The 25,399-nt window shown below is 45.1% G+C and carries 29 protein-coding genes; 18 read left to right on the forward strand and 11 right to left on the reverse strand.

The window, feature by feature from the left end; genetic code table 11:
- Positions 1–41 precede the first annotated feature (41 nt).
- Positions 42–368, forward strand: coding sequence for a thiosulfate sulfurtransferase GlpE (glpE, locus tag OV592_RS01855; protein ID WP_040306647.1), 327 nt, complete (start codon positions 42–44; stop codon positions 366–368).
- Complete coding sequence (glpG, locus tag OV592_RS01860) at positions 365–1,213, forward strand: rhomboid family intramembrane serine protease GlpG (RefSeq protein WP_406610210.1); 849 nt, start codon at positions 365–367, stop codon at positions 1,211–1,213. The genes glpE and glpG overlap by 4 nt, the downstream gene beginning before the upstream one ends.
- A 196-nt stretch (positions 1,214–1,409) precedes the next feature.
- On the opposite strand, the gene OV592_RS01865 is transcribed toward glpG, so the two are convergent.
- On the reverse strand, positions 1,410–1,811 hold the full coding sequence (locus OV592_RS01865; protein ID WP_406610211.1) for a flagellar basal body-associated protein FliL: 402 nt from the start codon (positions 1,809–1,811) through the stop codon (positions 1,410–1,412).
- Between the two features lie 402 nt (positions 1,812–2,213).
- Here OV592_RS01865 and OV592_RS01870 point away from each other — a divergent pair, with 402 nt between their 5' ends.
- Both OV592_RS01870 and ubiA read left to right on the forward strand, forming a co-directional pair.
- Positions 2,214–2,777, forward strand: a complete 564-nt coding sequence (locus OV592_RS01870) for a chorismate--pyruvate lyase family protein (RefSeq protein ID WP_406610212.1) — start codon at positions 2,214–2,216, stop codon at positions 2,775–2,777.
- On the forward strand, positions 2,764–3,639 hold the full coding sequence (gene ubiA, locus OV592_RS01875) for a 4-hydroxybenzoate octaprenyltransferase (protein WP_338626410.1): 876 nt from the start codon (positions 2,764–2,766) through the stop codon (positions 3,637–3,639). The genes OV592_RS01870 and ubiA overlap by 14 nt, the downstream gene beginning before the upstream one ends.
- Here ubiA and plsB read toward each other — a convergent pair.
- Positions 3,636–6,029, reverse strand: coding sequence for a glycerol-3-phosphate 1-O-acyltransferase PlsB (gene plsB / locus OV592_RS01880; protein ID WP_406610213.1), 2,394 nt, complete (start codon positions 6,027–6,029; stop codon positions 3,636–3,638). The two genes, ubiA and plsB, sit on opposite strands and share 4 nt — an antisense overlap.
- A 244-nt stretch (positions 6,030–6,273) precedes the next feature.
- On the opposite strand from plsB, the gene OV592_RS01885 reads away from it, so the two are divergent.
- On the forward strand, positions 6,274–6,957 hold the full coding sequence (locus tag OV592_RS01885; RefSeq protein WP_406610214.1) for a hypothetical protein: 684 nt from the start codon (positions 6,274–6,276) through the stop codon (positions 6,955–6,957).
- A 30-nt stretch (positions 6,958–6,987) separates the two neighbouring features.
- Here OV592_RS01885 and OV592_RS01890 read toward each other — a convergent pair whose 3' ends face one another.
- Entirely contained in the window at positions 6,988–7,866 is an 879-nt protein-coding gene (locus OV592_RS01890; protein WP_406610215.1) for an NAD(P)-dependent oxidoreductase, read from the reverse strand.
- Positions 7,867–8,198: 332 nt separating this feature from the next.
- Here OV592_RS01890 and OV592_RS01895 point away from each other — a divergent pair, with 332 nt between their 5' ends.
- On the forward strand, positions 8,199–8,336 hold the full coding sequence (locus tag OV592_RS01895) for a hypothetical protein (protein ID WP_406610216.1): 138 nt from the start codon (positions 8,199–8,201) through the stop codon (positions 8,334–8,336).
- Between the two features lie 122 nt (positions 8,337–8,458).
- Here OV592_RS01895 and OV592_RS01900 read toward each other — a convergent pair whose 3' ends face one another.
- Positions 8,459–8,941 carry an Lrp/AsnC family transcriptional regulator gene (locus tag OV592_RS01900; protein ID WP_406610217.1) on the reverse strand — a complete coding sequence of 161 codons (483 nt, stop codon included), beginning with the start codon at positions 8,939–8,941 and terminating at the stop codon, positions 8,459–8,461.
- A gap of 138 nt (positions 8,942–9,079) precedes the next feature.
- Here OV592_RS01900 and OV592_RS01905 point away from each other — a divergent pair, with 138 nt between their 5' ends.
- A complete protein-coding gene (locus OV592_RS01905) occupies positions 9,080–9,682 on the forward strand; it encodes a LysE family translocator (protein ID WP_406610218.1) in 603 nt (200 codons plus the stop codon).
- Between the two features lie 27 nt (positions 9,683–9,709).
- On the opposite strand, the gene OV592_RS01910 is transcribed toward OV592_RS01905, so the two are convergent.
- Positions 9,710–10,621: a homocysteine S-methyltransferase family protein gene (locus tag OV592_RS01910; protein WP_406610219.1), complete on the reverse strand. Its 912-nt coding sequence runs from the start codon at positions 10,619–10,621 to the stop codon at positions 9,710–9,712.
- A gap of 599 nt (positions 10,622–11,220) precedes the next feature.
- Entirely contained in the window at positions 11,221–11,559 is a 339-nt protein-coding gene (locus OV592_RS01915) for a cytosolic protein (RefSeq protein WP_406611409.1), read from the reverse strand.
- Positions 11,560–11,911: 352 nt separating this feature from the next.
- Between OV592_RS01915 and lexA the strand changes: the two genes are divergently transcribed.
- The 5 genes from lexA (at position 11,912) to OV592_RS01940 (ending at position 17,000) form a co-directional block, all read left to right on the forward strand.
- Complete coding sequence (gene lexA / locus OV592_RS01920; RefSeq protein WP_338623453.1) at positions 11,912–12,559, forward strand: transcriptional repressor LexA; 648 nt, start codon at positions 11,912–11,914, stop codon at positions 12,557–12,559.
- A 291-nt stretch (positions 12,560–12,850) separates the two neighbouring features.
- Positions 12,851–13,957 carry a cytochrome c oxidase subunit II gene (coxB, locus tag OV592_RS01925; protein WP_040306634.1) on the forward strand — a complete coding sequence of 369 codons (1,107 nt, stop codon included), beginning with the start codon at positions 12,851–12,853 and terminating at the stop codon, positions 13,955–13,957.
- 11 nt (positions 13,958–13,968) lie between these two features.
- Complete coding sequence (gene ctaD / locus OV592_RS01930) at positions 13,969–15,561, forward strand: cytochrome c oxidase subunit I (RefSeq protein WP_016399731.1); 1,593 nt, start codon at positions 13,969–13,971, stop codon at positions 15,559–15,561.
- Position 15,562: 1 nt separating this feature from the next.
- The gene (locus OV592_RS01935) at positions 15,563–16,141 is read left to right on the forward strand and encodes a cytochrome c oxidase assembly protein (RefSeq protein WP_338623456.1); all 579 of its coding nucleotides are present in this window, start codon (positions 15,563–15,565) and stop codon (positions 16,139–16,141) included.
- The gene (locus OV592_RS01940) at positions 16,125–17,000 is read left to right on the forward strand and encodes a cytochrome c oxidase subunit 3 (RefSeq protein WP_152783580.1); all 876 of its coding nucleotides are present in this window, start codon (positions 16,125–16,127) and stop codon (positions 16,998–17,000) included. Before OV592_RS01935 ends, OV592_RS01940 begins: the two co-directional genes overlap by 17 nt.
- On the opposite strand, the gene OV592_RS01945 is transcribed toward OV592_RS01940, so the two are convergent.
- Entirely contained in the window at positions 16,997–17,200 is a 204-nt protein-coding gene (locus tag OV592_RS01945) for a DUF2909 family protein (RefSeq protein WP_016399728.1), read from the reverse strand. The genes OV592_RS01940 and OV592_RS01945 overlap by 4 nt on opposite strands.
- Between OV592_RS01945 and OV592_RS01950 the strand changes: the two genes are divergently transcribed.
- The 5 genes from OV592_RS01950 to dinF all read left to right on the forward strand — a co-directional run bounded on the left by OV592_RS01950 (position 17,193) and on the right by dinF (position 21,764).
- On the forward strand, positions 17,193–17,921 hold the full coding sequence (locus tag OV592_RS01950) for an SURF1 family protein (RefSeq protein ID WP_406610220.1): 729 nt from the start codon (positions 17,193–17,195) through the stop codon (positions 17,919–17,921). The genes OV592_RS01945 and OV592_RS01950 overlap by 8 nt on opposite strands.
- Positions 17,918–18,421, forward strand: coding sequence for a hypothetical protein (locus tag OV592_RS01955; RefSeq protein WP_406610221.1), 504 nt, complete (start codon positions 17,918–17,920; stop codon positions 18,419–18,421). The genes OV592_RS01950 and OV592_RS01955 overlap by 4 nt, the downstream gene beginning before the upstream one ends.
- Positions 18,422–18,437: 16 nt before the next feature.
- Positions 18,438–19,454: a COX15/CtaA family protein gene (locus tag OV592_RS01960; RefSeq protein ID WP_406610222.1), complete on the forward strand. Its 1,017-nt coding sequence runs from the start codon at positions 18,438–18,440 to the stop codon at positions 19,452–19,454.
- Positions 19,432–20,346: a heme o synthase gene (gene cyoE / locus OV592_RS01965; RefSeq protein WP_406610223.1), complete on the forward strand. Its 915-nt coding sequence runs from the start codon at positions 19,432–19,434 to the stop codon at positions 20,344–20,346. Before OV592_RS01960 ends, cyoE begins: the two co-directional genes overlap by 23 nt.
- An 80-nt stretch (positions 20,347–20,426) precedes the next feature.
- Positions 20,427–21,764 (forward strand): MATE family efflux transporter DinF, encoded by a 1,338-nt coding sequence (dinF, locus tag OV592_RS01970; RefSeq protein ID WP_406610224.1) that lies wholly within the window; start codon positions 20,427–20,429, stop codon positions 21,762–21,764.
- On the opposite strand, the gene OV592_RS01975 is transcribed toward dinF, so the two are convergent.
- From OV592_RS01975 to OV592_RS01990, 4 genes are read right to left on the reverse strand one after another with little or no spacing between them, the layout of a single operon-like run.
- On the reverse strand, positions 21,748–22,200 hold the full coding sequence (locus OV592_RS01975; RefSeq protein WP_406610225.1) for an N-acetyltransferase family protein: 453 nt from the start codon (positions 22,198–22,200) through the stop codon (positions 21,748–21,750). The two genes, dinF and OV592_RS01975, sit on opposite strands and share 17 nt — an antisense overlap.
- A 28-nt stretch (positions 22,201–22,228) precedes the next feature.
- Positions 22,229–22,693 carry a tRNA (uridine(34)/cytosine(34)/5-carboxymethylaminomethyluridine(34)-2'-O)-methyltransferase TrmL gene (trmL, locus tag OV592_RS01980; protein ID WP_220719253.1) on the reverse strand — a complete coding sequence of 155 codons (465 nt, stop codon included), beginning with the start codon at positions 22,691–22,693 and terminating at the stop codon, positions 22,229–22,231.
- A 27-nt stretch (positions 22,694–22,720) separates the two neighbouring features.
- Positions 22,721–24,055, reverse strand: coding sequence for an ATP-binding protein (locus OV592_RS01985; RefSeq protein ID WP_406610226.1), 1,335 nt, complete (start codon positions 24,053–24,055; stop codon positions 22,721–22,723).
- 2 nt (positions 24,056–24,057) lie between these two features.
- Positions 24,058–24,744 carry a response regulator gene (locus tag OV592_RS01990; protein ID WP_406610227.1) on the reverse strand — a complete coding sequence of 229 codons (687 nt, stop codon included), beginning with the start codon at positions 24,742–24,744 and terminating at the stop codon, positions 24,058–24,060.
- Positions 24,745–24,904: 160 nt separating this feature from the next.
- Here OV592_RS01990 and OV592_RS01995 point away from each other — a divergent pair, with 160 nt between their 5' ends.
- The gene (locus OV592_RS01995; RefSeq protein ID WP_016399718.1) at positions 24,905–25,360 is read left to right on the forward strand and encodes a Spy/CpxP family protein refolding chaperone; all 456 of its coding nucleotides are present in this window, start codon (positions 24,905–24,907) and stop codon (positions 25,358–25,360) included.
- The last annotated feature ends 39 nt before the right edge of the window (positions 25,361–25,399 follow it).

Consider the following 25,399-nt stretch of genomic DNA (forward strand, 5'->3'; position numbering starts at 1 on the left):
CCAGTTAAAGTGAAACAAAAATTGCAGCGGTGAAAAAGATGATGGAACAGTTTGAACAAATTGATGTAAATGGCGCTCAGCAAAAGCTCGCTTCAGAAGGCGCGGTATTGCTAGATATGCGTGACCCGCAGTCTTTTTCTCAAGCTCATCCTGTTAATGCCTTTCACTTAAGCGATGGCAGCCTAAATCAGCTTATTTCGGAAACCGAGTTTGATACGCCACTTATCGTAATGTGTTACCACGGTATTTCTAGCCAAGGTGCTGCACAGTATTTGATTCACCAAGGCTTTGAAGAAGTATATAGCCTGCAAGGTGGCTTTGAAGCCTGGCGCCAAGTTGCTCCTTTTGAATCAGGTGATGCTGAGTGAAGCAATTAATCGTGATGGGTAATCCTCGGGTAGCCCAAGCTTTTGTCGATTATATGGCGGTGCTTAAGATTGAGTGCCAATTGGCACCCGCTGATCAAGGTGTGGCGGTTTTCTTAATTGATGAGCAACATCTAGATAAAGCTGAATATGAACTCAAGCAGTTTATTGAAAACCCTAATGATGAAAAATACCTAGCAGCTTCTTGGACTGTGGCCGATAGCCGTAAAGCTAAATTCTCTTATGGTGGAAAGGGCCTAGTTAAAAGTGCTTTTTTTGCACATGCTGGCCCGGTTACTTTGGCGGTTTTGCTGATTTCCGCCGTGGTTTATTTGTTTATGAACATTGGTTTTGAGCGTTATTTGATGCTCAACCTTACCATTACGCCACAGTTGAGTATGTTAGCCTCTGATCAGTTTTGGCGAGTGATAACACCTATCTTTCTGCACTTCTCGGTGATCCATATTGTCTTTAACGGCTTGTGGTGGTGGCAGTTGGGGGGCGAAATTGAACGCCAGTTGGGTAGCTCTAAATTATTGCTGATTACCCTTGTAGCTGCGGTGATACCTAACGTGGCGCAGCTGCTGGCAACTGGCCCCTACTTTGGCGGTTTGTCGGGGGTAGTTTACGCCTTACTGGGATACTGTTGGTTTACTGGTTGGTTGCGCCCGCAGGCTGGTTTGCAGCTTAGCCCGGCTATTGTTGGCTTTATGTTGGTATGGCTGGTCATTGGTTTTATGGATGTGGTGGGGCCTTCTACTGCTAACTTGGCCCACTTATTTGGTTTGTTGGTTGGCTGTGCTCAGGCGCTGTTAGATAGATTTTTCGACAAGCAGCAGCCCAATTAACATCAGTTGTTAATAAGCAAAAAGCCCATCGACGATGGGCTTTTCGGGTTTAATCTATCAACTAGCTTTATTGGTATAAGTACTTAGTGAACAGCAATTTGCTCACTAGTTTTTTACCGGTTTCTTGTACTAAAGTTGTTAATAAGCAAAAAGCCCATCGACGATGGGCTTTTCGGGTTTAATCTATCAACTAGCTTTATTGGTATAAGTACTTAGTGAACAGCAATTTGCTCACTAGTTTTTTACCGGTTTCTTGTACTAATAAATCGTTAACCGCTTCTTGGCATAAAATGCGAATTTCTTCGCGGCCTTTTAAAGACTTAATGTCTTCTTCACGTTGATGACCCAGTATCTCGATAATTGCGTCGCGAATGAGTGGTGCGTGGTGCTCAATGCTGCTTAAAGCACTTTGGTTCTCGACCATTACTTCGGCAGTAATACGCACATAACCAAGCTTCTTACCGGTGCTAATGTAGTTAGTAATGATATCGGGTTCGAAGCCAAAATATGCATAACTAGAGTTTCCTGCTTCTTGGCTGTGGGCCAGCGAGGAGAAGAATAAGCTGCAACATAACAGCAAGCTGTGAACAAATTTCATGCGACGGTGTATTTCCTTGGTAGTCCTAGCTTTATTGTTTCTGTTAGCGGGCACTAGGTCAAGCTGGTGATGGAAAATAATACAAGACTTGTTAAGGGCTGTTGGCCTTTCGAGCTGATTTTGCAGTAATTTATGGCTTATTTATACAAGGCAGCGGCTCTAATGTTTACCTAGCCTGCTAGGCTGTGCAGACCTTGCCGCGCTTAATACGATTTTCTCTCAAACAATATCTCATCGCGAAATAACACCTGCCCTGGTAAAGGGGCTTTATAACTTAGCTTAACCCCACAAATTTTACTGATAAATGTAAGGCAAATCAGCGAAGCATTCGTACAAAGTAGAGTTTACTTTAAACCGCTGTTTACTGGATAATGCCAGTCTAATTCTTTGCAATGTGATCGCGTGAAACCAAATCAACAGCAGCCTTGCGGGGCCGATGGTAAGTGGCAATTGCCACAACAAGTAAGCATGACAGCACTACAGTTGCGTGACTGGCTGGAGTACCCAGGTTCGTTAACCGCGCGCTTACGCCAACATTGCCAGCAATTCTCTATTCAAGTGTTGTTTGAGGGTTACGCCGAGATAGCCAATCATGAGCTTAAGACATTGGCCTGCTCAGGACCCTATTGGGTGCGTGAAGTACTGCTATGCTGTGATGGCGAGCCGTGGGTATTTGCGCGTAGCGTGATACCTAAAAGCTCCTTAGAAGGGGATGCCGCCGAGGTGAGCCGACTCGCTAATAAACCACTAGGTGAGTTACTATTTACTGATAAAGGCCAACGACAAACTTTAGAGTTAGCTCAAATTGACCAAAGCTCGGCAATTTATCAGCATGTTAAAGACCCGCAGCCTTTGTGGGGGCGACGTTCACGTTTCTTATTAGCCTCGGCACCATTGTTGGTTTCTGAGATTTTTTTGCCATCTTGTATTGCCTATCAAGGAGAAAGTGGTGTTGCAGCTAGCTAACGCAAAACCCTATTGGCAGTTAATGCGGGCGGACAAACCCATTGGCACTTTATTGTTGCTGTGGCCGGCTTTGTGGGCACTTTGGTTAGCCGCCGAAGGATTACCTGATTTTTCTGTTTTGTTGGTGTTTGTATTAGGGGTGTTTTTCATGCGCTCGGCTGGCTGTGTGATCAATGATTTTGCCGATCGTAAAGTGGATGCCCATGTGAAACGCACTGCTCAGCGTCCGTTGGCCACTGGAGTGGTCAGCGAGCGTGAAGCGCTCACCCTATTTTTTGGCTTGGTGGTGTTGTCGTTTCTGTTGGTACTAAGTCAAAACACCCTTACTATTTTGCTATCTTTTGCAGCCCTTGTATTGGCGGCAATTTATCCGTTTATGAAACGCTATACCCATTTACCGCAGTTGTTTCTTGGCTTGGCTTTTAGTTGGTGTATTCCCATGGCTTACGCGGCGCAAACCAACGCTGTGCCTGCCGAGGCGTGGTTGCTATTAGTGGCTAATGTGTGTTGGACAGTGGCCTACGATACCAAGTATGCAATGGTTGATCGTGATGACGACTTAAAAGTGGGCATTAAGTCTACCGCCATCTTGTTTGGCCGTTTCGATAAACTCATTGTGGCGCTGTTGCAGGCTGCCAGTTTGCTGTGCTTGGCGCTTTTAGGTCATGTGAAGCAATTAGGTTTTATCTTTGATCTTGGTTTGCTCGCTGCAGCGGTATTGTTTGTCTATCAGCAAAAATTGATTAGGTATCGTGAGCGAGAAGCGTGTTTCCAAGCTTTTTTAAACAACAACTATGTAGGTTTGGCGGTGTTTATAGGCATAGCCAGCCATTATGCATGGCTGGCTATTAGTGCGGCTTAAGCTTCTAAGTCTAACAATTCACTGATCGATTGATACACCCCATCGGCCAGCAATGGCGAGAGTTGTTTGAACAAACCCTCTGCCGATTGACTGTCACTTAAACCCTGCTCGCGGATTAGTGAGAGCAAGTTGGTGGTTATGCGTTTGTCGTAATATTCCGGCGCGTCGATATTGTGTAACTGCGCTAAACGTTGTGCGCCGGCCAATGCTTGCTGTTCTAACTCTGCACGCTCTAGGTGAGGGCGCTTGGCTAGCAATGCCGCAACAATGGCGTAGCGGTGCAAGCTTTCTTGAGCCACTTGAGCTAGCAGCAACAAACGTCCACGACGTTGGCTGTCAATGTTAAAGCAATCGCCTTGATCACTAATTAGTTTTAGTGCGGCAAATTCTTCTAAGTAGCGGTCAGCCAGATCGCTCATGTCACTTACTTGATAACGCAGGAACAATTCACCTTTTAGTAAAGGATAAAGCTGCTCAAGTAAGGCGACTAATTGACTGCGGCACAGGCTACGATGTTGCAATAACGCGGTGGCAATAAAGGCTGGAATAATCAGCAAATGGATAATGTTATTGCGATAGAAATTAAGCAGTACCTGCTGTTTTTCATCTAGACCAATAATTTCGCCTAGATAGTCGCTGCGAATTTCAAACTTATCGAGACTAATAGCCTGATCCAACAGCGTTTCTGCATCCACTTCCGGTAGTGTTACGTGGTCACTATAAGGCACATTTTCGATTAAAGATGTGTATAAACTTATCTGCTTAACCAGTTGCTTGCGCGGCAGGGCTCGGTTCTCGGCAGCTAATAAAATAGTGGCGCTTAAACACAAACCATTTACCGCAGCGGCGCTGTTAATATTCACCATTAATTGGTTGGAAATATCGTTAACCGCAGGCACCAACCAGTTGGGTTTTAAACCTTCTTCTGGATGTTCTCGCCACTCCGGCGCTAGTTTGTTTAAGCTTTGGTTTACGTTAATCGGCTCACCAAAGTTTACATAGCCGTGGCCAAAGTTGCGCAATTTACGCAGCATGCCAAACAGGGAAAATAACGATTCTTTATCTTTAGATTTGCCTTTTAGCTCTTTGTAGTAAGTGCCTACTTCCATTACGTGCTCGTAACCAAAGTACACGGGGACAATCGTTACCGGGCGCTCCAATCCTTTTAGCATGGCTTGAACGGTCATGGCTAACATGCCGGTTTTAGGTGGCAATAAACGCCCAGTGCGGCTGCGACCGCCCTCGGTAAAGTATTCTACCGAATAACCGCGGCTGAATAGTTGCCCTAAGTACTCTCTGAATACGGTGGAGTAGAGTTTGTTACCTTTGAAACTGCGGCGAATAAAAAACGCACCAGAGCGGCGAAAGAACGGACCGGCAGGCCAGAAGTTTAGGTTTACTCCAGCTGCAATGTGCGGCGGCACCATGCCTTGGTGGTATAAAACATAAGACAGCAGTAGGTAGTCCATGTGGCTACGATGACAAGGTGCGTAAACTATTTCATGACCTTCTTGGGCCAGCTTACGCACTTTTTCTGCGTGGTTTACTTCAATGCCGGAATAGATTTTGTTCCAAACCCAACTGAGTACCGCGTCGGCCATGCGTAAGTTACGATACGAGAAGTCGGCAGCAATTTCTTCTAAATATTTTAAGGCGGCTTGGCGAGCGGCAGCCTTGTCGATGTTCTTGGCTTTTGCTTCTTCATTAATCGCTTCACGAATGGTTGCCGAAGCCAGTAGCTGCTCAAACATGTGGCGACGGTTTGGTAACTTGGGGCCGGTTGCGATCATTTGCATGCGGCTAAAGTGAATTCGGGCAACACGTGCCAGTTTGTGGCCAATACGTTTGTCGGAGCCTTGGCGTTGTGCCATGTCTTTAAGCGAAACCGGTGGACTAAAACGGACTAAGTTTTCACGGCCTTTAAAAATAACCTGCCAGGTTTTCTTTAACACCCCTGCAGGGCGTTCTGGCTTGCCGCCCATTAAGTCGTCTACACTCTCGCGCCCCGGGTAACGGTCCCAAAACAACTTAACTGGCACCAACTGCGCGTTGTGGCTTTCGTCACTACGGTGAATGGCCAAGGCGGAGGTAAACTGCTCAATGGTTTGCTCTAGGGTTTCGCCTTTGCCATCAACTAAAAAAGCTACCCGTTTATGCGCTTCGCCAGCAAACATTACCGGTTCAAAGGGATCGGGTAAGCCAAGTTCTTTACAGGCTAGCTGTAGAGTTAATACATCGGCCAATGAATGACTAGGGATCACATAAATAATCGGCTGAGTTAAATCTAAATTGAACTCAGTGATGGGATTGTCTGGGACAAATTTTCCGCGAGTAAAAAAGCCAATTATTGCTCGCAAAACGGCTAAAACTGGAGAGGGTAAATGTAACATCTCAAGAGCTTATAGTGGTGAATTGATACAGGGCATAGGGTAGCAGACTTATCTAAATTTGGCTTTGATTTGATGCAATATCTTAAATAATTCAGGATCTAGATAAATAACTGAAATATGGCTCAAGAGTTACTCTGGGTAGGTTATTCTTGCTACAAAAATTAGTTTATTCAGTTGTGGATGCTATTGTTAATAATATGTTATTCAAGGTTTTCATTAGGCTTACCACGCTAAGGAATGTGTTATGACCCTGTCCACAAAAAGCTCAGTATTCGCCTTATTGCTATTTGTTTCATCAATGGTTCAGGCGGCCTTTATAACAACCAACGAAGCGGCAATGGATGAAATATATTCGCAAGCTAGCTTTGGCCAAAATATCATCGATATTCGTATTGGTACGGCCAGCGAGTTGGTGTTTCCTGAACTGCTTGATATAACCACTAGCGCAGAAGTTACCCAGTTATTTAATCAGCACGTTGGCCCAGCCAATGTAGTTAACTTCTATTTCATCGACACTATTAGCGCCTGTGGCAGCTTTGTGCTTACGGGGATTGTTGGTTGTGGTGAGTACTTTGGTAACGATTTTGTGGTTGAGTCTTCCTATGCTGCAGGATCTTTTGGTGGAGAGCTATTAGCACATGAACTCGGTCATAATTTAGGTTTGCCTCATATGAATGGTGCGTTTTTGATGAACCCATCGTTGAACAATCAAACCCTGATTACACCTGATGAGGTTGAGCGTATTTTTAACAGCCCCTTGGTGCAAGGCGATGAAGATTACTATTGGATAGACATTAATCCGGTGCTGATTGTGGCAGAAGCTACCAGAGTTAGTGAGCCGCTATCGGCAGGGTTGTTTGCCAGTATTCTGTTGATGCTAGCTTGGAGAAATGCTGGCTTTAAAACAAACAAGGGTGTAACAGCTTAGCTGTTACACCCTTGTTATTAATAGCTCGAGTTACTTTTCTAGTTTAAGAAAGTAATCGAAAATCTCTGGTACATTGCCGTTGCCTAGGCCTGCATCTAGTGCAGCGGCTAAGTTAGCTGAAGAACCTTCAGCGATTTTAGACTCAGTACCTAAGTCTTTTACCATTTCTAAGAAGTAGCCAAGGTCTTTGTTTGCGTTAGCAATAGAGAAACCTAAGTCACTAACACCATCTACAGCGTAGTTTTTACAAAACTGCATGAATGGTGAGTTAGAAGGACCTGCTGACATAATGTCGAATAATTGTTGGCGGTTTACACCAGCGCGATCGGCCACAGCGAAAGCTTGCGACATAGCAACAACGGTAGTCATACCCATAAAGTTATTTACTAACTTAGTAGTGTGACCAGCGCCAAGAGCACCTAGGTGGAATACATTTTCACCTTGCTCGTCTAATACCGGTTTAACTTTGTTAAAAGTATCGATATCGCCAGCTGCCATAATGTTTAGCAAACCATCTTTAGCGTGAGCAGGAGTACGACCTAATGGTGCGTCAATCATGCCTGCGCCTTTAGCGGCTAGGTCTTCACCAATCTTACGGGTAGAGGCTGGGATAGAAGTGCCAAAATCTACTAATACCGCGCCTTCTTTAATACCAGCTAAAATGCCGTCGTCAGCGTAGATAAGTTTTTCAACTACTGCAGAAGTGGTTAAACAAAGCATTACAATGTCACTAGATGCTGCTAGTTCTTTTGCTGAGCTTGCTTCTTTAGCACCACGAGCAACACACGTTGCAACAGCCTCTTTATTTAAGTCCATTACATTTAGTTGGTAACCGCGCTTTTGCAGGTTTTCAACCATGTTGCCGCCCATAAGACCAAGGCCGATGAAACCGATGACAGGTTTTGTCATTTTCAACTCCAGTAAATCATATTGTATTATTAATAGGGGCTAAGCATATACCTCAGTCACTTTTTAAGCAATTGGCCAGCGGCTTTTATTTATCTTAAAGTACGAATTATTTGATTTTGATCGTACAAAAGTCGTCCTTTATTGCTCTCTAAGCAAAAATTCCACAAAGACAACAAGCCTTAACTTTCCGCTTTTAGTACTTAGTTCGCTTTTTATTACAAGCGCTTTGGTGCCGACCTAGCGACTAGAATGCGAGGGTTGGAACCGTCAAGGTTGATTCTTCATTTTGTGCCTCAGCCATCAGCTCAAGCTTGGTTTATGAGGTTGAGGTAATGATGAAGGGCCGATACCGCATTGCGATGATTGCGGTTAAAAAGTCAGATACTCCAGAACGTTTAGGGGCGATTAACGAAGGAGGAAGCTTGTTCCTAGCGATATTCATAACAATCAAGATATTGTTATTTACGTAGTACACCGTGCTGGAAATTAAGCTTGTGTTATTCAACCAAGAACTTATTCCTGGTTGAATTCCTTTGGTTTATTAAGTGTGCATTGTTGCTATTGCGCTAATTTCTTAAGACTCTGCTCTGCCTTACTCTAAGGGGATGGAGTAGCTGTTCTTTATCTCTTTAACCGAGATATTGGAGTGCAAGGCACTTACACCGCGTACTCTTCGCAATTGGCTAATGCGTTCGTAATATTCATCTAAGTCTTTGGCGATTACTTGTACCATGTAATCAGCCCCACCTGCGATGCAATGGCACAGTGGGATCCACTCGGTGGCTGATACAAATTCCTCGAAGTTATCGGTGTTTTCAACATCATGACTACCTAGTGAAACTAAGGTAAAGCCTACCATGCTAAAGCCCAGTTTTTTGCGATTAAGCACTGCGGTGTATTCACTGATGTAATTGGCTTCTTCGAGTCTTTTCCAGCGCCGCCAACAAGGTGTTTCACTTAAGTTAACCTTTTCAGACAGCTTACTATTGCTAATGCGACCTTCACGTTGAATATGCTTCAGGATCGCAATATCGGTATCATCAAGCGTCTCTTGGGTGTTTTCTTGTCTACTCATATTTAATTTTGAAATATTCTGCCTTTAATGGGGTGTATTTTAACGCATAAAGCAAAGTTCTTCCTGCATAAGCAAATAAACTATTCACCTCGCTATTAAAACTATGCTGAATATCGAATTTGTGTGGAGTGGATGTTTATGAGTGTTCAAATTGCAGTCGCTTTTTTGTTGTTTGCTACATCCATGTCTATTACACCTGGAGCTGGTAATTTAGCTTTATTGGGCATATCCAATCGCTTTGGCTTTGCTGCAGCTTTGCCATTTATTGCAGGCACCTCATTCGGAGTGCTGATTGTATTTGCGGGCACCAGTGCAGGGCTAATTAGCTTACTTACCGCCAATCCTGAGTTATATAGCGCTCTCAAATACTTGGGAGCAGCTTATTTATTGTATATTGCTTGGGGCATCAGCCAGCATAGTGTGGCCGAGAAAGATAGAGTAGAGCATTCAGCGGGTTTTGGAGCTGGTGCCTTAATTCAGGTGTTGAACCCAAAAGCTTGGATTGCTGCCATGACCGTATTTTCGCAATTTACCGATGTGTCGGGAAACTACCTATTGCAGGTGAGTGTTATCATCGTAGCTTTTTTAATTGTCACAACTTTGTGTACCATGGTGTGGGCCTACTTTGGCGCGGCGCTAAAACGCTTACTAAAATCCTCTTCGCAAATGCTAATTGTTAATCGCTGCTTAGGACTTACTTTGGCGGCAACAGTGGTATTTATGTTGAGCCAAGGCCATTAATTTAACAGGTTCTATTGCTTCGAGCGCTTAATGCTCAGCGTATTTCCAGTGGCTAATTGCTTGAATGTGTTCAGGATGAATACCACAGCAACCCCCTATGATGGTGGCTCCAAGCTGGTGCCACTGTTTTACAAACTCTAGGTACTCTTCAGCCGATACAGCATTAGTTTGATTTAATGAGTTATTGGCTTTATGACCTGCTTGAATGGGACCAAAGCTATTGGCATAAGCGCCTATTTCTAACTCTTTTCCGAACGCTTTACTTAGCGCCTTAGTCTGTTTTATTGCCTCGGCCATAACCTCAGGAATAGAACAGTTAAATAGCATTCCATCAGCGCCGGTATCGCAAACTTGTTTTATTGTGTCAGCAAGTAACTCGCCAGACCTTAGGCTTGCCTGCTCACTGGGGACATCTTGCAGGGTGAAAGAGTAGTACTTTTTCTTAGTGCTGTTTTTAAGTGCCTGTTGAATAGTACTAAACTCCTCAATGATAGAAATGGTTTCGGCAATCCACATATCTACATGGGGTTCTTGAGCTGCTACCAAAGTGTCGAGTATGCCCATTGCTTGCTTTGGTTCAAACAGATCGGGTCGATAACTGCCTAGTACCGGTGGGATGGCCCCAGCAACCGTAATCGAGCGCTGGCTGTTGCTTATAGCACCCTTTGCTACAGAGTTAGCGATCTTAGCCGCCAGTTGCGCAAGCACTGCCCCTTGGCGTTCGAATAATTCCTGACCTAGATGAAAAGGCACACAAGCGTAGCTGTTTACAGTAATTATTTCGGCGCCCGCATCTATAAAGTTTTGATTAGCTTGGCGTACTAAGGAAGGTGATTCGATCAGTGCTTGAGCACTCCATAAAGGTTGTGAAAAAGGCGCTCCCATTCTTTTAAGTTCTCGGCCCATTCCACCATCTAACACCGCTACATGTTTACTCATTATTTCTATACCACCACTACGCATTACCCTAATTATCATAAATGAGTCTAATTCAGATAAAGCAACTAAATAATGAAAGTTTTTCATGTTGATGAAGCAGGTTTTACCTCTAAGAGCTGTTCGATTAAAAGCTCTGAATTATAAGGCGTCGTGTTTTAGTCTAAGCATCGCTTAAGGATAGAATCGTTTAGAAAAATGAAGGCAGCCATTTCGTGGAATCTCTTGTTGCTTTCAATTTTAGCAAGCTTAGCGCGGCCGAGAATTTCGTTTAGTAGCAAAATTCTTAGTTAAAAATTTGCTTATAGTTTTGGTGCCAGCGTTTGAGCTTTTTATCTATATTTTTTCAATTTCTTATTGGTTTTTTGGTTTGGGGTGGAAATAACAATTTTTGCTATGTTTGAGCGTCAAAAATCGCTTTTTTAAAACTCTTTCTAAGTCAGTTTGTCTAGGGGGATTGCTCGCCAGTTAACCGCAGCATTGCTTTTTTCTCTAAATATAGAGCCCAACTCCATTCAATTCGTACACTGTTAATAAACGAAACGCATGCGAATGAATGCTTAGCGATTCCAGTTCGCTGGTTTCAACTTACAAAGTAATTGTCAGTCCAATCGAGTAATAAAGGTTTGCTCGTCATCCACAAAAGCGACAAAGCCGCCGTGATAGATAAACACCCGCCCGCGTCCCTCCACTAAGCAGGCAAGCTGTGGGTTTAAATCTTCTTCGTTAAATTGGCTTTGAAAAGTGCCCGTATCGGTGATTACGCCGCTGAATGTAGGCAAATATCCATGGGTGCGCTTGGCTTGATCAATCAGGCTCAGCTCGCTGGCAGTAGAGAAGCATGAGGGGATCGCCCCCGCTTCTTCGATAAACATTGTTTTTAGTTCTTCAAAAGCTGTAATCACCAGCCAGTCGATGCCGTTAACATGATGAATAAACATAGTGTTTCTCGGTAATTCTGATGCGGCGATTTTATCACTATCAGGGGAAGAGCGTAGTAGAGATTTAGTTGCTAAAGGCGGTAACTCTGTGCCATTTCCGGACATTCACGAGGTCAACTTGAAACACGCTTTTGCCCAAAGGGGAGTTAGCTAGATACTTAGCATCTTACTTCTGACTCAGTTTCCATCACATTGCAATCTACAACTCAAAATTTGGAGCGTAGTTTTAAAGTAGCGGAAAGATTTCCAAAGAAACTGAAACCTACAATAAGTCACTGATTTAGATAAATCCTTGCTTCATTGCTCATGCTGTATATACTAACAGTGTGCTGTATAAACTTACAGGTAGACTATGAAGCCCTTAACACCCCGTCAAACAGAAGTATTTGAATTAATTCGTCGTCATATTTCCGAAACGGGTATGCCGCCAACCCGTGCAGAGATCGCTAAAGAATTAGGCTTTCGTTCCGCTAATGCGGCAGAAGAGCACCTACGAGCACTTGCTAAGAAAGGGGCTATTGAGATGATCCCTGGAGCTTCGCGCGGTATTCGCATTAGTGAAGAGTATTTGCCAGCCAGCGCTAATGAGCCAGTGGCCGAAGACTTAGAACCCGGTTTACCCTTAATCGGCCAAGTGGCTGCAGGCGAGCCTATTTTGGCGCAGGAGCATGTAGAGTCGCACTATGCGGTAGATGCTAACTTGTTTAATCCTCATGCTGATTATTTACTGCGGGTGCAGGGAATGAGTATGAAAGACATCGGCATTATGGATGGTGACTTGTTAGCGGTGCACAAAACCAATAATGTTCATAATGGGCAAGTGGTGGTGGCACGTTTAGAAGACGATGTTACGGTTAAGCGTTTTGAGCGCGACGGTAAAATGGTTTACTTGCACCCAGAGAATGAAGAGCTCTCAACTATTGAAGTTGATTTAGAGTATCAAAGCATCGAAATCGAAGGCTTGGCGGTAGGTATTATTCGCACTGCCGATTGGATGTAAGCCTTACATAGCAATAAGTTCCGCTCTTTTTAAGCCCAAATCAGCCCGATTTGGGCTTTTGTCGTTAGCATCACATCTTTTGTGTTTATCCATAAAAATCTCAACAATATATTTACATTTCTTTAACTTAGGGGTTAATTTATAAGCAGTAGCTTGTATTTAGCTGTTGCTGTCTACTACTTTTGGGGTGGGGGATTTCCCTTTTTCTGCAGCTACTTTCCTAGTTTGGAGAGTTGTTGTCGTTGGCTACTAGCAAAGGAGAGCGCTGTGGGCCGATGGATTCAGCTAATAATGCTGACATTCTTTTCGTCGCAAGTATTTGCGCAAGAAATGTCATTCAACTTACGTCCGGGTGTTACCGCCATTAGTGAGCAGGTTTATGGCCTGCACATGACAATTTTTTATATTTGTTGTGCTATTGGGGTGCTGGTGTTTGGCGCCATGTTCTGGGCTATTTTTCATCATCGCAAGTCTAAAGGAGCCAAGCCGGCTCAATTTCATGAAAGTACCAAAGTAGAAATTATTTGGACCATCGTTCCTTTCATTATTTTGATTGGGATGGCGATTCCTGCCACTAAAACCCTGTTGGCCATGGAAGATCCTTCCGATGCCGATATCACCATTCAAGTAACAGGTTCCCAGTGGAAGTGGCATTACAAATACTTTGACCGTGAACTGGAATTTTACAGTGTGCTGGCATCTGATATGGATGAAGTTAACGGCAAGCTGGAAAAACGCAAAAACTACTTGCTTGAGGTAGACCGACCGCTGGTATTGCCCATCGATAAAAAAGTACGCTTTTTGATGACTTCGGAAGATGTTATCCACTCCTGGTGGGTACCGGATTTTGCAGTTAAGAAAGACGCCAACCCAGGTTTTATTAATGAGGCTTGGACCATCATTGATAAACCCGGCATATACCGCGGCCAGTGTGCTGAGTTATGTGGTAAAGACCACGGCTTTATGCCGATTGTGGTTATCGCTAAAACGCAGGCCGATTACGATGTTTGGTTAGCCGAAGAAGAAGCTGCTTATCAAGCCAAACAAGCCCAAGAGTTAGAACTGGTTGCTATGACTATGGAGCAAGACGAACTGATGTCGCTGGGCAAAAAAGTCTACGACAAAAGTTGTGCGGCTTGTCACCAAGTTAACGGTGAAGGCTTACCAGGTGTGTTCCCTGGCTTGAAAGACAGTCCAATCGCTATTGGTGATGTGGGCAAACATATTGAAGTAGTTGTGAATGGTGTACCGGGCACTGCGATGCAAGCCTTTGGTAAACAGCTAGGTTTAAAAGAGCTGGCTGCCGTAATTACCTACGAGCGTAACGCTTGGGGTAATGATACCGGTGATTTAGTGCAGGCCAAGGATGTTGTGGCCGTGCAAAACGCAGCGCAGTAGGGAGAGAGATAATGAGCACGATTAGTGACGTTCATGCTGACCATGATGAGCACCATCACGGTGCCCCGCGCGGTTTAATGCGTTGGGTATTGACCACTAACCATAAAGACATTGGTTCAATGTATTTGTGGTTTAGTTTTGCCATGTTTATTACCGGTGGCGCGATGGCGATGGTGATCCGCGCCGAGCTGTTCCAACCAGGTTTACAGTTAGTTGAACCTAACTTTTTCAATCAAATGACCACCATGCACGGCTTAATCATGGTGTTTGGTGCAGTGATGCCGGCCTTTACCGGTTTGGCTAACTGGCTGATTCCTATGATGATTGGTGCGCCAGATATGGCCTTGCCTCGCATGAATAACTGGAGCTTTTGGATTTTACCTTTTGCTTTCACCATGCTGTTGGCCTCGTTGTTTATGGAAGGTGGTGGCCCTAACTTTGGTTGGACTTTCTACGCGCCGCTTTCTACTAACTACAGCCCAGACAGTACCGCTTTGTTTGTGTTCTCGGTGCATATTATGGGGATTAGTTCGATTATGGGGGCGATCAATGTGATTGTTACCATTATGAACTTACGTGCACCCGGCATGACTTACATGAAGTTACCGCTGTTTGTATGGACTTGGTTTATCACTGCATTTTTGCTGATTGCTGTGATGCCGGTATTAGCGGGTGCAGTGACCATGGTGCTTACAGATAAGTATTTTGGTACGTCGTTTTTTGATGCTGCTGGTGGGGGAGACCCCGTATTGTTCCAGCACATATTCTGGTTCTTTGGTCACCCTGAAGTTTACATTATGATTTTGCCGTCATTCGGCATTATCTCGGCGATTGTTCCAGCCTTCTCTCGTAAAAGGTTATTTGGTTATGCCTCGATGGTTTACGCCACTGCATCTATTGCTGGTTTAAGCTTCATTGTGTGGGCGCACCATATGTTTACTACGGGTATGCCTGTGGCGGCTGAGTTGTTCTTCATGTTTTGTACCATGCTGATCTCGGTGCCTACTGGGGTGAAGGTATTTAACTGGGTGGCCACCATGTGGCGCGGCTCAATGACCTTTGAAACGCCGATGTTATTCGCGCTGGCCTTTATTGTGCTGTTCACCATTGGTGGTTTCTCGGGATTGATGTTGGCGATTACGCCGGTGGATTTCCAATATCACGACACTTATTTTGTGGTGGCGCACTTCCATTATGTACTGGTAACAGGCGCGGTATTCTCGATTATGGCCGCTGCTTATTATTGGCTACCAAAGTGGACCGGTAATATGTACGACGAAGGCTTGGGCCGGCTACATTTCTGGTGTTCGCTTATCTCGGTAAATGTGTTGTTCTTCCCTATGCACTTTTTAGGCTTAGGTGGCATGCCACGGCGTATTCCAGACTATGCGTTGCAGTTTGCCGATGTTAACGCCATTGTGAGTATTGGTGGTTTTGCCTTTGGTTTGTCGCAGTTCATCTTCCTGTACATGGTGATTAAGTGTATTCGAAGCGGTGAACCTGCTCCGGCTAAACCTTGGGAAGGCGCAGAGGGCTTAGAGTGGGATGCATTGCCATCGCCAGCGCCTTACCATAGTTTCTCTACACCGCCGGAGATTAAATAATATGCTTGGCCATGGCCGTTTAGTCACAAAGCTGCTGCTTGTAGTAGTGGCTATGTTCGGCTTCGGTTACGCCTTAGTGCCGCTGTATGACGTATTTTGTCAGGTTACCGGCATTAACGGCAAAACAGCTACAGAAGCCAGTGAAATAAGCCTTGTTACCGACCAACAGCGCACCGTAACCGTGGAGTTTATTAGCTATGTGCCGCAAGGGCTTAATTGGAAGTTTGGCCCTAAGGTTAACCAAGTAAAAGTCCATCCAGGTGAGACGCTACAGGTTGATTTTAGTGCTAGTAACCTTACTCCCAAACGTGGCACGGTGCAGGCGGTTCCTTCGGTTAGCCCTGGTTTGGCGGCCAATCATCTAAAAAAAGTCAGCTGTTTTTGTTTTGAGCAGCAAACCCTAGCTCCAGGTCAGCAACAAGACATGCCATTGTTCTTCTATGTAGATCCTGAGTTACCTAAAGATATAAATACCTTAACTTTGGCTTACACCTTATTTGCCGTAGAGGGCGAGCCGATTGAATCTGAAACTGCACAAGTAAGTGCCGATGGAGAGGTGAGCAATGACGCAGCCTTATGAGAAGTATTACGTTCCTGCGCAAAGTATATGGCCAATTGTTGGCGCGGTGGGTTTATTCCTAATCGCCATGGGCGCTGGTTTTTCTGTTCAACAAATGGGCAGTGAACAAAGCTACGGCCTTTGGATATTGTCATGTGGCTTTGTGGTAATTGTTACCATGATGTTTGGTTGGTTTGGCAATGTTATCCAAGAGAGTATGGATGGCTTATATAGTGCCCAAATGGACCGCTCTTTTCGCCAAGGCATGAGTTGGTTCATTTTCTCTGAGGTGATGTTCTTTGGTGCATTTTTCGGAGCGTTATTCTACGCCAGAATGATTGCTGTGCCTTGGTTGGGCGGTGCTGGTAATAATGAAATGACTGGCGCGGTGTTATGGCCAGAGTTTACTGCCATGTGGCCGCTAGTTGAAACGCCCGGCGGTACAACCACCCAAGCGATGGGCTGGTTCGGCTTGCCACTGTTGAATACTGTAATTCTGGTGATTTCGTCAGTGACTTTGCACTTTGCTCATGTGAGTTTAGAAAAAGATAAACGTGGGCCACTTAAAATGTGGTTAGCCATTACCTTGGTGCTAGGTTTTGCTTTCTTATTTTTCCAAATTGAAGAATACATTCACGCGTATCAGGAATTAGGCTTGCGCCTTGATTCAGGCATTTATGGCAATACCTTTTTCTTACTCACGGGTTTTCACGGCTTACACGTTACTTTAGGCGCAATCATGCTTACGGTGATGTTTTTGCGGGTACTAAAAGGCCACTTCACCGGTAAGAGTCACTTTGCATTTATGGCATCGAGTTGGTATTGGCACTTTGTAGATGTGGTGTGGTTGTGTCTGTTTATTTTTGTCTATGTGCTTTAGTAAGGGCGTGGGTTGGGTTGAATAATGCCCAAGGCCATGGCGAGTAAAACCAAAAGGATAACCAACACGCTAAAGATTAAGCGTTTTCCCAAATAATGGGTCATTGGTTTTTCTCCGCCCTTTAGCATTACCCGTAAAGCAAACAGCATGTTCACCACCACAAACAGGATTAACGCGGTAATTAGCAGTTTTATGACCATAACTAAGCTCTCTCAACAGGCTGATAAAAAAACAGTTTCTTACCGCTTGATACTGTTTGTTGTGCTTATGGTTGCGCTGATAGGGCTAATGGTCAAGCTTTCCTTGTGGCAATGGCAACGCAGTGAACAAAAACAGCAGTTATTAGATCAATACCAGCAGCAATCGCAGCTCGAAACCAGTTTAGAACAGGCCCTTGCTTCGGGTGTGCAGCCGTTTCAATTAGTTAGAGTCAGTGACATCGCAAGCACGGATAAGTTTTTGTGGTTAGACAATAAAGTAAATGAAGGAGTAGTGGGGTACGACGCCTATACCTTAGCCGATACCCCTCAAGGCAATGTACTAGTGCGTCTTGCTTGGCAGCCCGCTGGAGCAGATAGGCGTTTACTACCAGAAGCCATAAGTGCTCAAGAGCTACCTTCGCGCTATCGATTAAGAGAAATCAGCTTGCCAGTGGTACTTAGCCAGCAGCACTGGTTAGAAGAGCTGCCGCAGGGATTGCGGGTTCAGCAAATCAACATTGCGGCTTTGTCCGATTATTGGAATCTTGAATTGTTGCCTTTTGTGCTAGACAGCCAACTTGAGCATAGTTCTGAACAGTTAGTGTCAATATCGCCGCAAAAGCACCAAGGTTATGCGCTGCAATGGTTGCTAATGGCCTTAGTTGCCGCTGGCTTAACCGTTTATTTTTGCGTGCAAAATAGAAACAAGGAAGGTTTATGAGAAGTCACCAAAAAACCATGTTGTTACTTGCTTCGGTATTTTTAGTGCCGCTTATTTTGGCTTGGGTGGTACTTAAAATGGGTTGGTATGAACCAGGTGCACTCAGTCATGGGGAGTGGATGGAGCCGCCAAGACAGCTGGAAAACTATCCCATAGGTAAGTGGTCGATTGCTCAGGTTATTGATGGCGACTGTTCGCAAACTTGTTTGCAACAGCTTGGCAAACTCAATAATGCTTGGTTAGCTTTGGGCATCGCCAAACAGCAAACTCAAAAAGTTGCCCTCACTTCCGGTGAACAGCTTAATCAAATTAACGACGGCCTTGAGCAAATGAGGCTGGGACAAGCTAATCAACAACTGGCTGATTACGATCAACAGTGGTTAGTGATAGACCCAACAGGTTGGGTGATATTGAGCTACCAACCCGCTCAAGGTGATGAGCAGATCAAAGGGCTAATCACCGATTTGAAGCGACTGATTAAAAACTCGCGGTTTCAATAGAGTTTAAGGACAGCATATGCAAAAGGGATTAATTGCCGCTATTTTACTTGCCGTTGTTGTCATTGGTTTAGGCGCATTCACTCGCTTAACTGATGCCGGTTTAGGTTGCCCCGATTGGCCTGGCTGTTATGGGCAGTTAGTGGTTCCACAAAGTGAAGAGCATATTCAACACGCGGCTAATGCTTATCCAGAGCGGCCGCTAGAAGCTCACAAAGCCTGGAATGAGATGATTCATCGCTACTTTGCTGGCGGTTTAGGTTTGCTAGTGGTGGGACTAGCTGCGCTGGCATTTTGGCAAAAGCAACACCGCTTTTGGGCGCTAGCCTCGGTGCTGCTTATTGGCTTTCAAGCCATATTAGGCATGCTTACGGTGACACTTGGTTTAATGCCCATTGTGGTTATGGGCCACCTATTGGGTGGTTTTTCAATGCTGGCTTTATTGTTTACGTGGTTGATGATTGCAAAACGTCCATTAGCTAAGCCCCAGCGAAGTGTCCGTTGGTTGTGGCTAGGTTTATTGGTACTAGTTGTGCAAATAGCATTAGGTGGCTGGACATCGGCTAACTACTCGGCCATTTCTTGTCAGGGCTTGCCGCTTTGCCATGAAGAATGGCTAAGCTCTTACCAGCTGGATGCGTTTGATCCGCTGCCGCTTGCTACTGGCAATGATTACGAATTTGGTGTGCTTAGTCATGAACAGCGCAAAACCATTCATGTTACCCATCGTATTTGGGCAGGCGTAACAGCCATTTACTTGTTCATTCTGGCGCTAAGTTACATTCAGCGACGACATAGTGATATGGAGCGAGGGCGTGCCTCTAGGCTGATTTTTATATTGTTTACTCAAGTCGGTTTAGGCGTTGCCAATGTGCTTTGGCAAGTACCCTTGGCGATAGCTGTGGCGCATAACTTAGTGGCTGCCATGTTGTTGTTAAGTCTAATCAGTTTAATCTTGGCTCACTATCAGGGTGCGGCCGTAGCAACATTCGTTGAGCAAAAGGAGACGCATTATGGCGAAGTTGAACACGCTTAACCCGCCAAGTTCACTCAACAAAGGCATTAATTGGCGCGCCTTATACAAACTCACCAAACCCAAAGTGGTAGCCCTTATTGTGCTCACTGCGGTGGTAGGAGCATGCTTGGCAACTTCTGGTTTGCCGCCTTGGCAGGCTTTGCTAGTAGGTAATCTAGGCATAGGTTTAATGGCTGCGGGCGCTGCCGCCTTTAATCACTACATTGATAGTGAAGCAGATGCCGCAATGGCGCGCACTCACAAACGCCCTTTACCTACTGGTGCGATAGCCAATTGGCAGGCTTTGCTATGGGCCTCTCTCTTATCGGTGGTGGGTTTTGTCATGCTGTACTGGTGGGTTAATCCTCTTACGGCTTGGCTAACTGCAGCTAGCTTAGTGGGGTATGCGGTGATTTATACCCTTTGGCTTAAACGAGCAACGCCGCAAAACATTGTAATTGGCGGCTTAGCAGGTGCTATGCCTCCATTGTTGGGGTGGACGGCAGTAAACAACGCCATATCGGCTGAACCCTTATTGCTAGTAATGCTGATATTCACTTGGACTCCGCCACACTTTTGGGCCTTGGCAATTGCTCGCCGTGAAGATTACGCCAAGGTTAATATTCCAATGCTGCCGGTTACCCACGGTGTGGGCTTTACCAAAAAGTTGATAGTTCTTTATTCTCTGCTGCTGTTCGCTGTTGCTTGGCTACCCTTTTTAGTGGGCATGAGTGGGGTGCTTTACCTCGTGTTAAGTTGTGCACTTAACCTGCGTTTTATGCACTTAGCTTGGCGACTGTATAAGGGGGATAACCAGCGTGACGCAATGCGCCTATTTGCCTTCTCGATAGTGTATTTGATGTTGTTGTTTGTTGCCTTGTTGGCAGACCATTGGTTGTTTGCTTTGCTATAAACAGTCCCTAGCTTTTAAAGGCTTGCCGAGAGTGTAACTAACTCTTACACTCTCGCTATCGCCTGCTTAGTTTCCCTTTCATGTCTGTTTCGCGTTTTTCCGCCATTGCGGCCATTGCCGTGCCAATGATTTTGTCTAACATCACTATTCCTTTATTGGGGCTGGTGGACACGGCTGTTATTGGCCATTTAGATCATGCTTATTATCTTGGTGGGGTTGCCTTAGGCTCAATGATGATTAGCCTGGTGTATTGGTTATGTGGTTTTTTGCGCATGTCGACCACAGGCTTAAGTGCGCAAGCTTTTGGTGCAGATGATCAGCTAGCGTTACAGCGAATAGGCTTTAATTCTGCCTGCATTGCTGTGCTTATTGGATTGGCCTTACTGCTGCTTAGCCAACCAATATTGCAACTGGGTTTGGCTTTAGCCGGTGGCAGTGAGCAGGTTCAATTTTATGCGGCGCAGTATTTCTCTACCCGTATTTGGGGCGCACCAGCGGCACTGCTTAACTTAGTGTTGTTGGGGTGGTTATTGGGCATGCAAAATGCTCGAGCCCCCATGCTACTGCTGATTGTAGCCAATACCACTAACATTGCCTTGGATGTGCTGTTTGTGGTGGGGCTAGATAGGAAAGTGCAGGGTGCTGCTTTAGCCAGCGTGATTGCCGACTATTTCTCATTGGCTGTTGGTTTGGCGTTGTGCCGCAAGCAGTTTTTAACACGATTTAATGCCTTACCGTCGTTAAAGGATTGTTGGGCCGATTTTAATCGCCAGCATTTGGCGGGATTATTCTCGCTAAACCGAGACATATTTTTGCGCTCACTTGCCTTGCAAGCTTGTTTTGCTTTCATCACTTTTCAAGGCTCGCGTTTGGGCGACCACATTGTTGCGGCCAATGCAGTATTACTTAACTTCTTGATGTTTGTTTCTTTTGCTTTAGATGGTTTAGCTTACGCCGTAGAAGCCTTAGCGGGTAAAGCAAAGGGCAAAAATGACCGTGCCTTGTTTGTGGTAACGATTAAACAGTGTTTGCAGTTAGCCTTAGTGGCGGGCATTGGCTTTAGTTTGGTTTTTGGAGTATTGGGTGAGCAACTGGTTGCGTTGCTTACCGATATACCCGAAATCCGCAGCACTGCGGCTAGCTATCTTAATTGGATGATTTTGCTGCCGTTAGTCTCGGTATGGTGCTTTATCTTAGATGGTGTTTTCATTGCTACTTCTGAGGGGCGCATTATGCGTAACTCGATGTTATTGGCTAGTTTCGCCGGGTTCTTTCCGCTTTGGTGGTTTACTCAAAGTTGGGGGAACCACGCCCTGTGGTTAGCGATGTGCGGTTTTATGGCAATTAGAGGATTGAGCCTGGGGTGGATTTATTATCAGGCTTTAAAGAGCCAGCGCTGGTTTAAGCATAAGGCTTAACTGAGCGCAGCATTTCGTTGGCTATTACAGCAACACCATTGTAGCTGGTTTGAAAGGTATCGCTGACAACAAAACCATGATCTTGGTAGAGCGCTTTGGCAGGCCAATTGCTTTTGGCAACATATAAGCGGGCAGTGTCGTTGATATTGTTTAATAGGTGCTCTAGCAGTTGTTTGCCGAACCCTTTACTTCGAGCGTCGGGATGGACAAACAAAGCGCTTATCACCGAGCCTTGGTGCGCGCCATAAGCTACTACCTTATCGGTTTCATAGACAAAAATAGTTGATTGTTTAAGAGAGGCGAAACGTTGCTGATCTTGAGTTAATGGCAGAAGACTAAATGTTTTTTGCTCAAAGCGTAACTCGTCGAGTTTAGAAAGGTTGTAAATGTTAATAATGGTGTTCAGATCGCTGTGTTGGTAATCACGTATTTGCACGGCCTGAACACCTTTAGTATTGGCTTAGTTATACACCGTCTACATAGCCTAGTTGGCGCCAAGCTTCGTAAACAAATACCGATACAGCATTAGATAAGTTCATGCTGCGGCTATCGGCCAACATTGGAATACGCAGCCTAAATTGACCATCTATCTCATTTAGCACTTCATCGGGTAGGCCGCGTGTTTCAGGGCCAAACATTAGATAATCACCCGCTTCAAAAGCAAAGTCACTATGAAAACCGCTGCCTTTGGTGGTACAAGCAAGCAAGCGCTTAGGCTGCTCGCTGTTTAAGAAGGCTTGGTAGTCTGGGTGGCGTTTTACCTCGGCAAACTCGTGGTAATCCAAGCCGGCACGTTTAACTTTCTTATCATCCCAGGCGAAACCTAAAGGCTCGATAAGATGTAAGTTACAACCGCTGTTCGCCGCTAAACGGATAATTGCGCCGGTGTTTTGCGGTATTTCTGGTTGATATAGCACAATGTTAATCATGATTAATCCAAGTGGCTGCGAAAAGCGCTATTGTAGTGGCAAGCGTAGGCTAACTTCTAGCCCTTTACGCGAATGATTGCTGGCACTAATGCTACCACCGTGTTGGCGAATCGCCGATTCGGCAATCGCCAAGCCTAATCCTACTCCGCCACTGTCACGGTCTCGTGCTTCACCGCTACGATAAAATGGTCGAAAAATGCTATTTAATTCGTCATCTGGAAGGCCTGGGCCATCATCTCGCACAATCAAGGTGAGCAGGTTGTCTTGCACACTAGCGCTTAGTTTAACCTTACGATCTGCGTATTTAAGGGCGTTGCGACAAACGTTCTCAAGTGCCGATGCGAGTAGCTCTGGGTAACAAATCACACTCAGTTGCTGCGGGTAGTTGGCACTAAACTGTTTGTTTAACTGTTCTGCTTCGAACTCACAATCGCTAACTAAGTCTTCAATGAGTTCCTGCAAGGTCATTTTTTGTTGTTTGGCGTTAACTTGCATGCGCGATAAAGATAGCAAGGCGTCAATCATCTCGGCTAGGCGTTGCGATTCTCGCTCTATTCGTTCCACCTCGGGAGTCATTTGCTGGCGCTTTTTATGTAGCGCGAGTGCCATGTTTAAGCGAGTAAGCGGCGAGCGCAGCTCGTGAGATATATCGCTAAGCAGGCGTTGTTGGTTGCTAATGGCTTGATTAAGGGTGTCTACCATTCTCTGCAAGCTATCAGACAGTTGACCAATTTCATCACCACGATTGATCTCCGGTAGTGGTGTATCTAGATATCCCAGTGATACTTTATTCGCGGCAGATTGCAGTTTTTTAAGTGGCCTTACGATGTGACGAGTAAGTAAGAAACAAAGCGCTAAACTTAAACCCACGGCTACTAGCGATAAAAACCACGGTGATACACCAAAGTTACGGATAGCGTGCAGCTGTTCTGGGTTACTTCGGCGCTCTACATAGAGCAGGTAACGCTGGTTATCGATGGTAAGCGCTTGCGGACCAATCAAAATGTGCTTTTTATCGAGCATGATTCGAGGGTCTTCAATGTTATCGTGGTTAACTAAAAAGCGCCTCATGCCCCGGCTGATGTTTTCACGGTTTACCACTTCGCCTTCGCTATTAACGATAAAGGGCTTACCAAAACGAGATTTAAGGTGGGGCTCTAAACGCGGGCTTAACATGCGTTCAGGGTTACGCTCTATACGTAGGGCAAATTCATGTAAGTTTTTTACCGCCCATTTAGGCGCTTTGAAGTTGTCTTCGCTAAGCATTCTGGACAGGTTAATCGACACAAAGGCCGTAACCAGCAAAATCATCCAAAATGAGATGAAGATTTTTACAAACAGGTTGTTGATTAAGCGCTTCATTATTACCACTCTAACCACATGTAACCTTTGCCTCTCACCGTTTTGATACGCGGCAGTTGGTCTTTGCGATCAGGGATCTTTTTACGTAAATTACTAATGTGCATATCTAAGCTGCGATCAAACGCTTGTAGGCGTTTGCCCAATACTTTTTGATTTAGGCTATCTTTTTCTAATAGCTTGCCTGGCTGCTCCAGCAAGTGTTGTAGCAATAACAGCTCGGTACTGGTGAGCTCTAACTCTTGCTCATCACAGTGTACTTGCTGTTTAGCAACAGAGAGGGTCAGATCTTGGTGGCAAATAAGGTCTTGTTTAGGATCGGCTGGCGGACTGTTTTGAGTGCGACGTAAAATGGCTCTTATACGCGCTAGCAATTCTCGCTCGCTGAAGGGTTTGGCTAAGTAGTCGTCAGCGCCTAACTCTAAACCCAGCACTCGGTCTATCTCATCACCTTTGGCGGTAAGCATTAATACCGGTTGCTGGTTGTCTTTACGCAATTCTTTTAATACTTCGAAGCCGTTTTTACCCGGCATCATTACATCGAGCAGTACTAAGTCGTAACGCTTTTCTGCTAGCTTGGCTAAGCCGCTCAAGCCGTCGTTGCATACCTCACAACTAAATCCCTCTAGTTCTAAGAGTTCGCCGAGTAACTCGGTCAGTTCTTTGTCGTCATCTATAAGTAGTAAATCCACTGGGCGATTCTCTATTCAACATTAATAAGCAAATTGTACAAAACTCACAGCGCTTTGCCGTGCTTAATGTTCGCCTTTTACATAGCTTTACACTTTGCTGCGGTTAGTTTGCATTGGCTTTTGTAGACTACAAATGACCGAATAGACCTGAGGAAAGAAAATGAAAAAGTTACTAGTTACTACCCTTGTTGGCGCACTTGTTGTTGCACCTGTAGCCTTTGCTGCTAAATCTAATGGTGAAGGTAAGCAACGTGGCGGACATCCAGCCATGAAGATGATGAAGCAGCTAGACTTAACTGATGAGCAAAAGGCTCAAGTAAAAGAGATTATGCAGCAGCATAAACCTCAAGCCAATGCGGAACAGCGTCAAGCGATGTATCAACAGCGTATGGAAATTATCACCGCAGCCAGTTTTGACGAAGGTGCCGCTCAAGCGTTTATTGATGTGCAGCAAGCTAATCATCAAACTCGTATGATGAATATGCTACAGGCTCAACAGGAAATTTATCAAGTATTAACCCCTGAGCAACAGCAGAAATACCAAGAGTTAAGCGCTAAAAAGATGGAAAAACAGCAAAAGCGTATGCAGAAGGGCGATAAAAAAGCTCAACTTTAACATGCACTAAACGTTATACTTTACAAAATCTTCCAAAGA

Source organism: Agarivorans sp. JK6 (assembly GCF_045277145.1).
GTDB lineage: Bacteria > Pseudomonadota > Gammaproteobacteria > Enterobacterales > Celerinatantimonadaceae > Agarivorans > Agarivorans albus.

What these genes read in the sequence shown, in the direction of transcription:
- dinF (WP_406610224.1), top strand. Translation starts at nt 20,427, where the DNA reads ATGTCTGTTTCGCGTTTTTCCGCCATTGCGGCCATTGCCGTGCCAATG.
- trmL (WP_220719253.1), bottom strand. Translation starts at nt 22,693, where the DNA reads ATGATTAACATTGTGCTATATCAACCAGAAATACCGCAAAACACCGGC.
- OV592_RS01905 (WP_406610218.1), top strand. Translation starts at nt 9,080, where the DNA reads ATGAGTGTTCAAATTGCAGTCGCTTTTTTGTTGTTTGCTACATCCATG.
- coxB (WP_040306634.1), top strand. Translation starts at nt 12,851, where the DNA reads ATGCTGACATTCTTTTCGTCGCAAGTATTTGCGCAAGAAATGTCATTC.
- lexA (WP_338623453.1), top strand. Translation starts at nt 11,912, where the DNA reads ATGAAGCCCTTAACACCCCGTCAAACAGAAGTATTTGAATTAATTCGT.
- OV592_RS01955 (WP_406610221.1), top strand. Translation starts at nt 17,918, where the DNA reads ATGAGAAGTCACCAAAAAACCATGTTGTTACTTGCTTCGGTATTTTTA.
- OV592_RS01995 (WP_016399718.1), top strand. Translation starts at nt 24,905, where the DNA reads ATGAAAAAGTTACTAGTTACTACCCTTGTTGGCGCACTTGTTGTTGCA.
- OV592_RS01895 (WP_406610216.1), top strand. Translation starts at nt 8,199, where the DNA reads ATGATGAAGGGCCGATACCGCATTGCGATGATTGCGGTTAAAAAGTCA.
- OV592_RS01900 (WP_406610217.1), bottom strand. Translation starts at nt 8,941, where the DNA reads ATGAGTAGACAAGAAAACACCCAAGAGACGCTTGATGATACCGATATT.
- glpE (WP_040306647.1), top strand. Translation starts at nt 42, where the DNA reads ATGGAACAGTTTGAACAAATTGATGTAAATGGCGCTCAGCAAAAGCTC.
- cyoE (WP_406610223.1), top strand. Translation starts at nt 19,432, where the DNA reads ATGGCGAAGTTGAACACGCTTAACCCGCCAAGTTCACTCAACAAAGGC.
- OV592_RS01910 (WP_406610219.1), bottom strand. Translation starts at nt 10,621, where the DNA reads ATGAGTAAACATGTAGCGGTGTTAGATGGTGGAATGGGCCGAGAACTT.
- OV592_RS01960 (WP_406610222.1), top strand. Translation starts at nt 18,438, where the DNA reads ATGCAAAAGGGATTAATTGCCGCTATTTTACTTGCCGTTGTTGTCATT.
- OV592_RS01985 (WP_406610226.1), bottom strand. Translation starts at nt 24,055, where the DNA reads ATGAAGCGCTTAATCAACAACCTGTTTGTAAAAATCTTCATCTCATTT.
- plsB (WP_406610213.1), bottom strand. Translation starts at nt 6,029, where the DNA reads ATGTTACATTTACCCTCTCCAGTTTTAGCCGTTTTGCGAGCAATAATT.
- OV592_RS01935 (WP_338623456.1), top strand. Translation starts at nt 15,563, where the DNA reads ATGCTTGGCCATGGCCGTTTAGTCACAAAGCTGCTGCTTGTAGTAGTG.
- OV592_RS01950 (WP_406610220.1), top strand. Translation starts at nt 17,193, where the DNA reads ATGACCATAACTAAGCTCTCTCAACAGGCTGATAAAAAAACAGTTTCT.
- ctaD (WP_016399731.1), top strand. Translation starts at nt 13,969, where the DNA reads ATGAGCACGATTAGTGACGTTCATGCTGACCATGATGAGCACCATCAC.
- OV592_RS01940 (WP_152783580.1), top strand. Translation starts at nt 16,125, where the DNA reads ATGACGCAGCCTTATGAGAAGTATTACGTTCCTGCGCAAAGTATATGG.
- OV592_RS01890 (WP_406610215.1), bottom strand. Translation starts at nt 7,866, where the DNA reads ATGACAAAACCTGTCATCGGTTTCATCGGCCTTGGTCTTATGGGCGGC.
- OV592_RS01865 (WP_406610211.1), bottom strand. Translation starts at nt 1,811, where the DNA reads ATGAAATTTGTTCACAGCTTGCTGTTATGTTGCAGCTTATTCTTCTCC.
- OV592_RS01885 (WP_406610214.1), top strand. Translation starts at nt 6,274, where the DNA reads ATGACCCTGTCCACAAAAAGCTCAGTATTCGCCTTATTGCTATTTGTT.
- OV592_RS01915 (WP_406611409.1), bottom strand. Translation starts at nt 11,559, where the DNA reads ATGTTTATTCATCATGTTAACGGCATCGACTGGCTGGTGATTACAGCT.
- OV592_RS01945 (WP_016399728.1), bottom strand. Translation starts at nt 17,200, where the DNA reads ATGGTCATAAAACTGCTAATTACCGCGTTAATCCTGTTTGTGGTGGTG.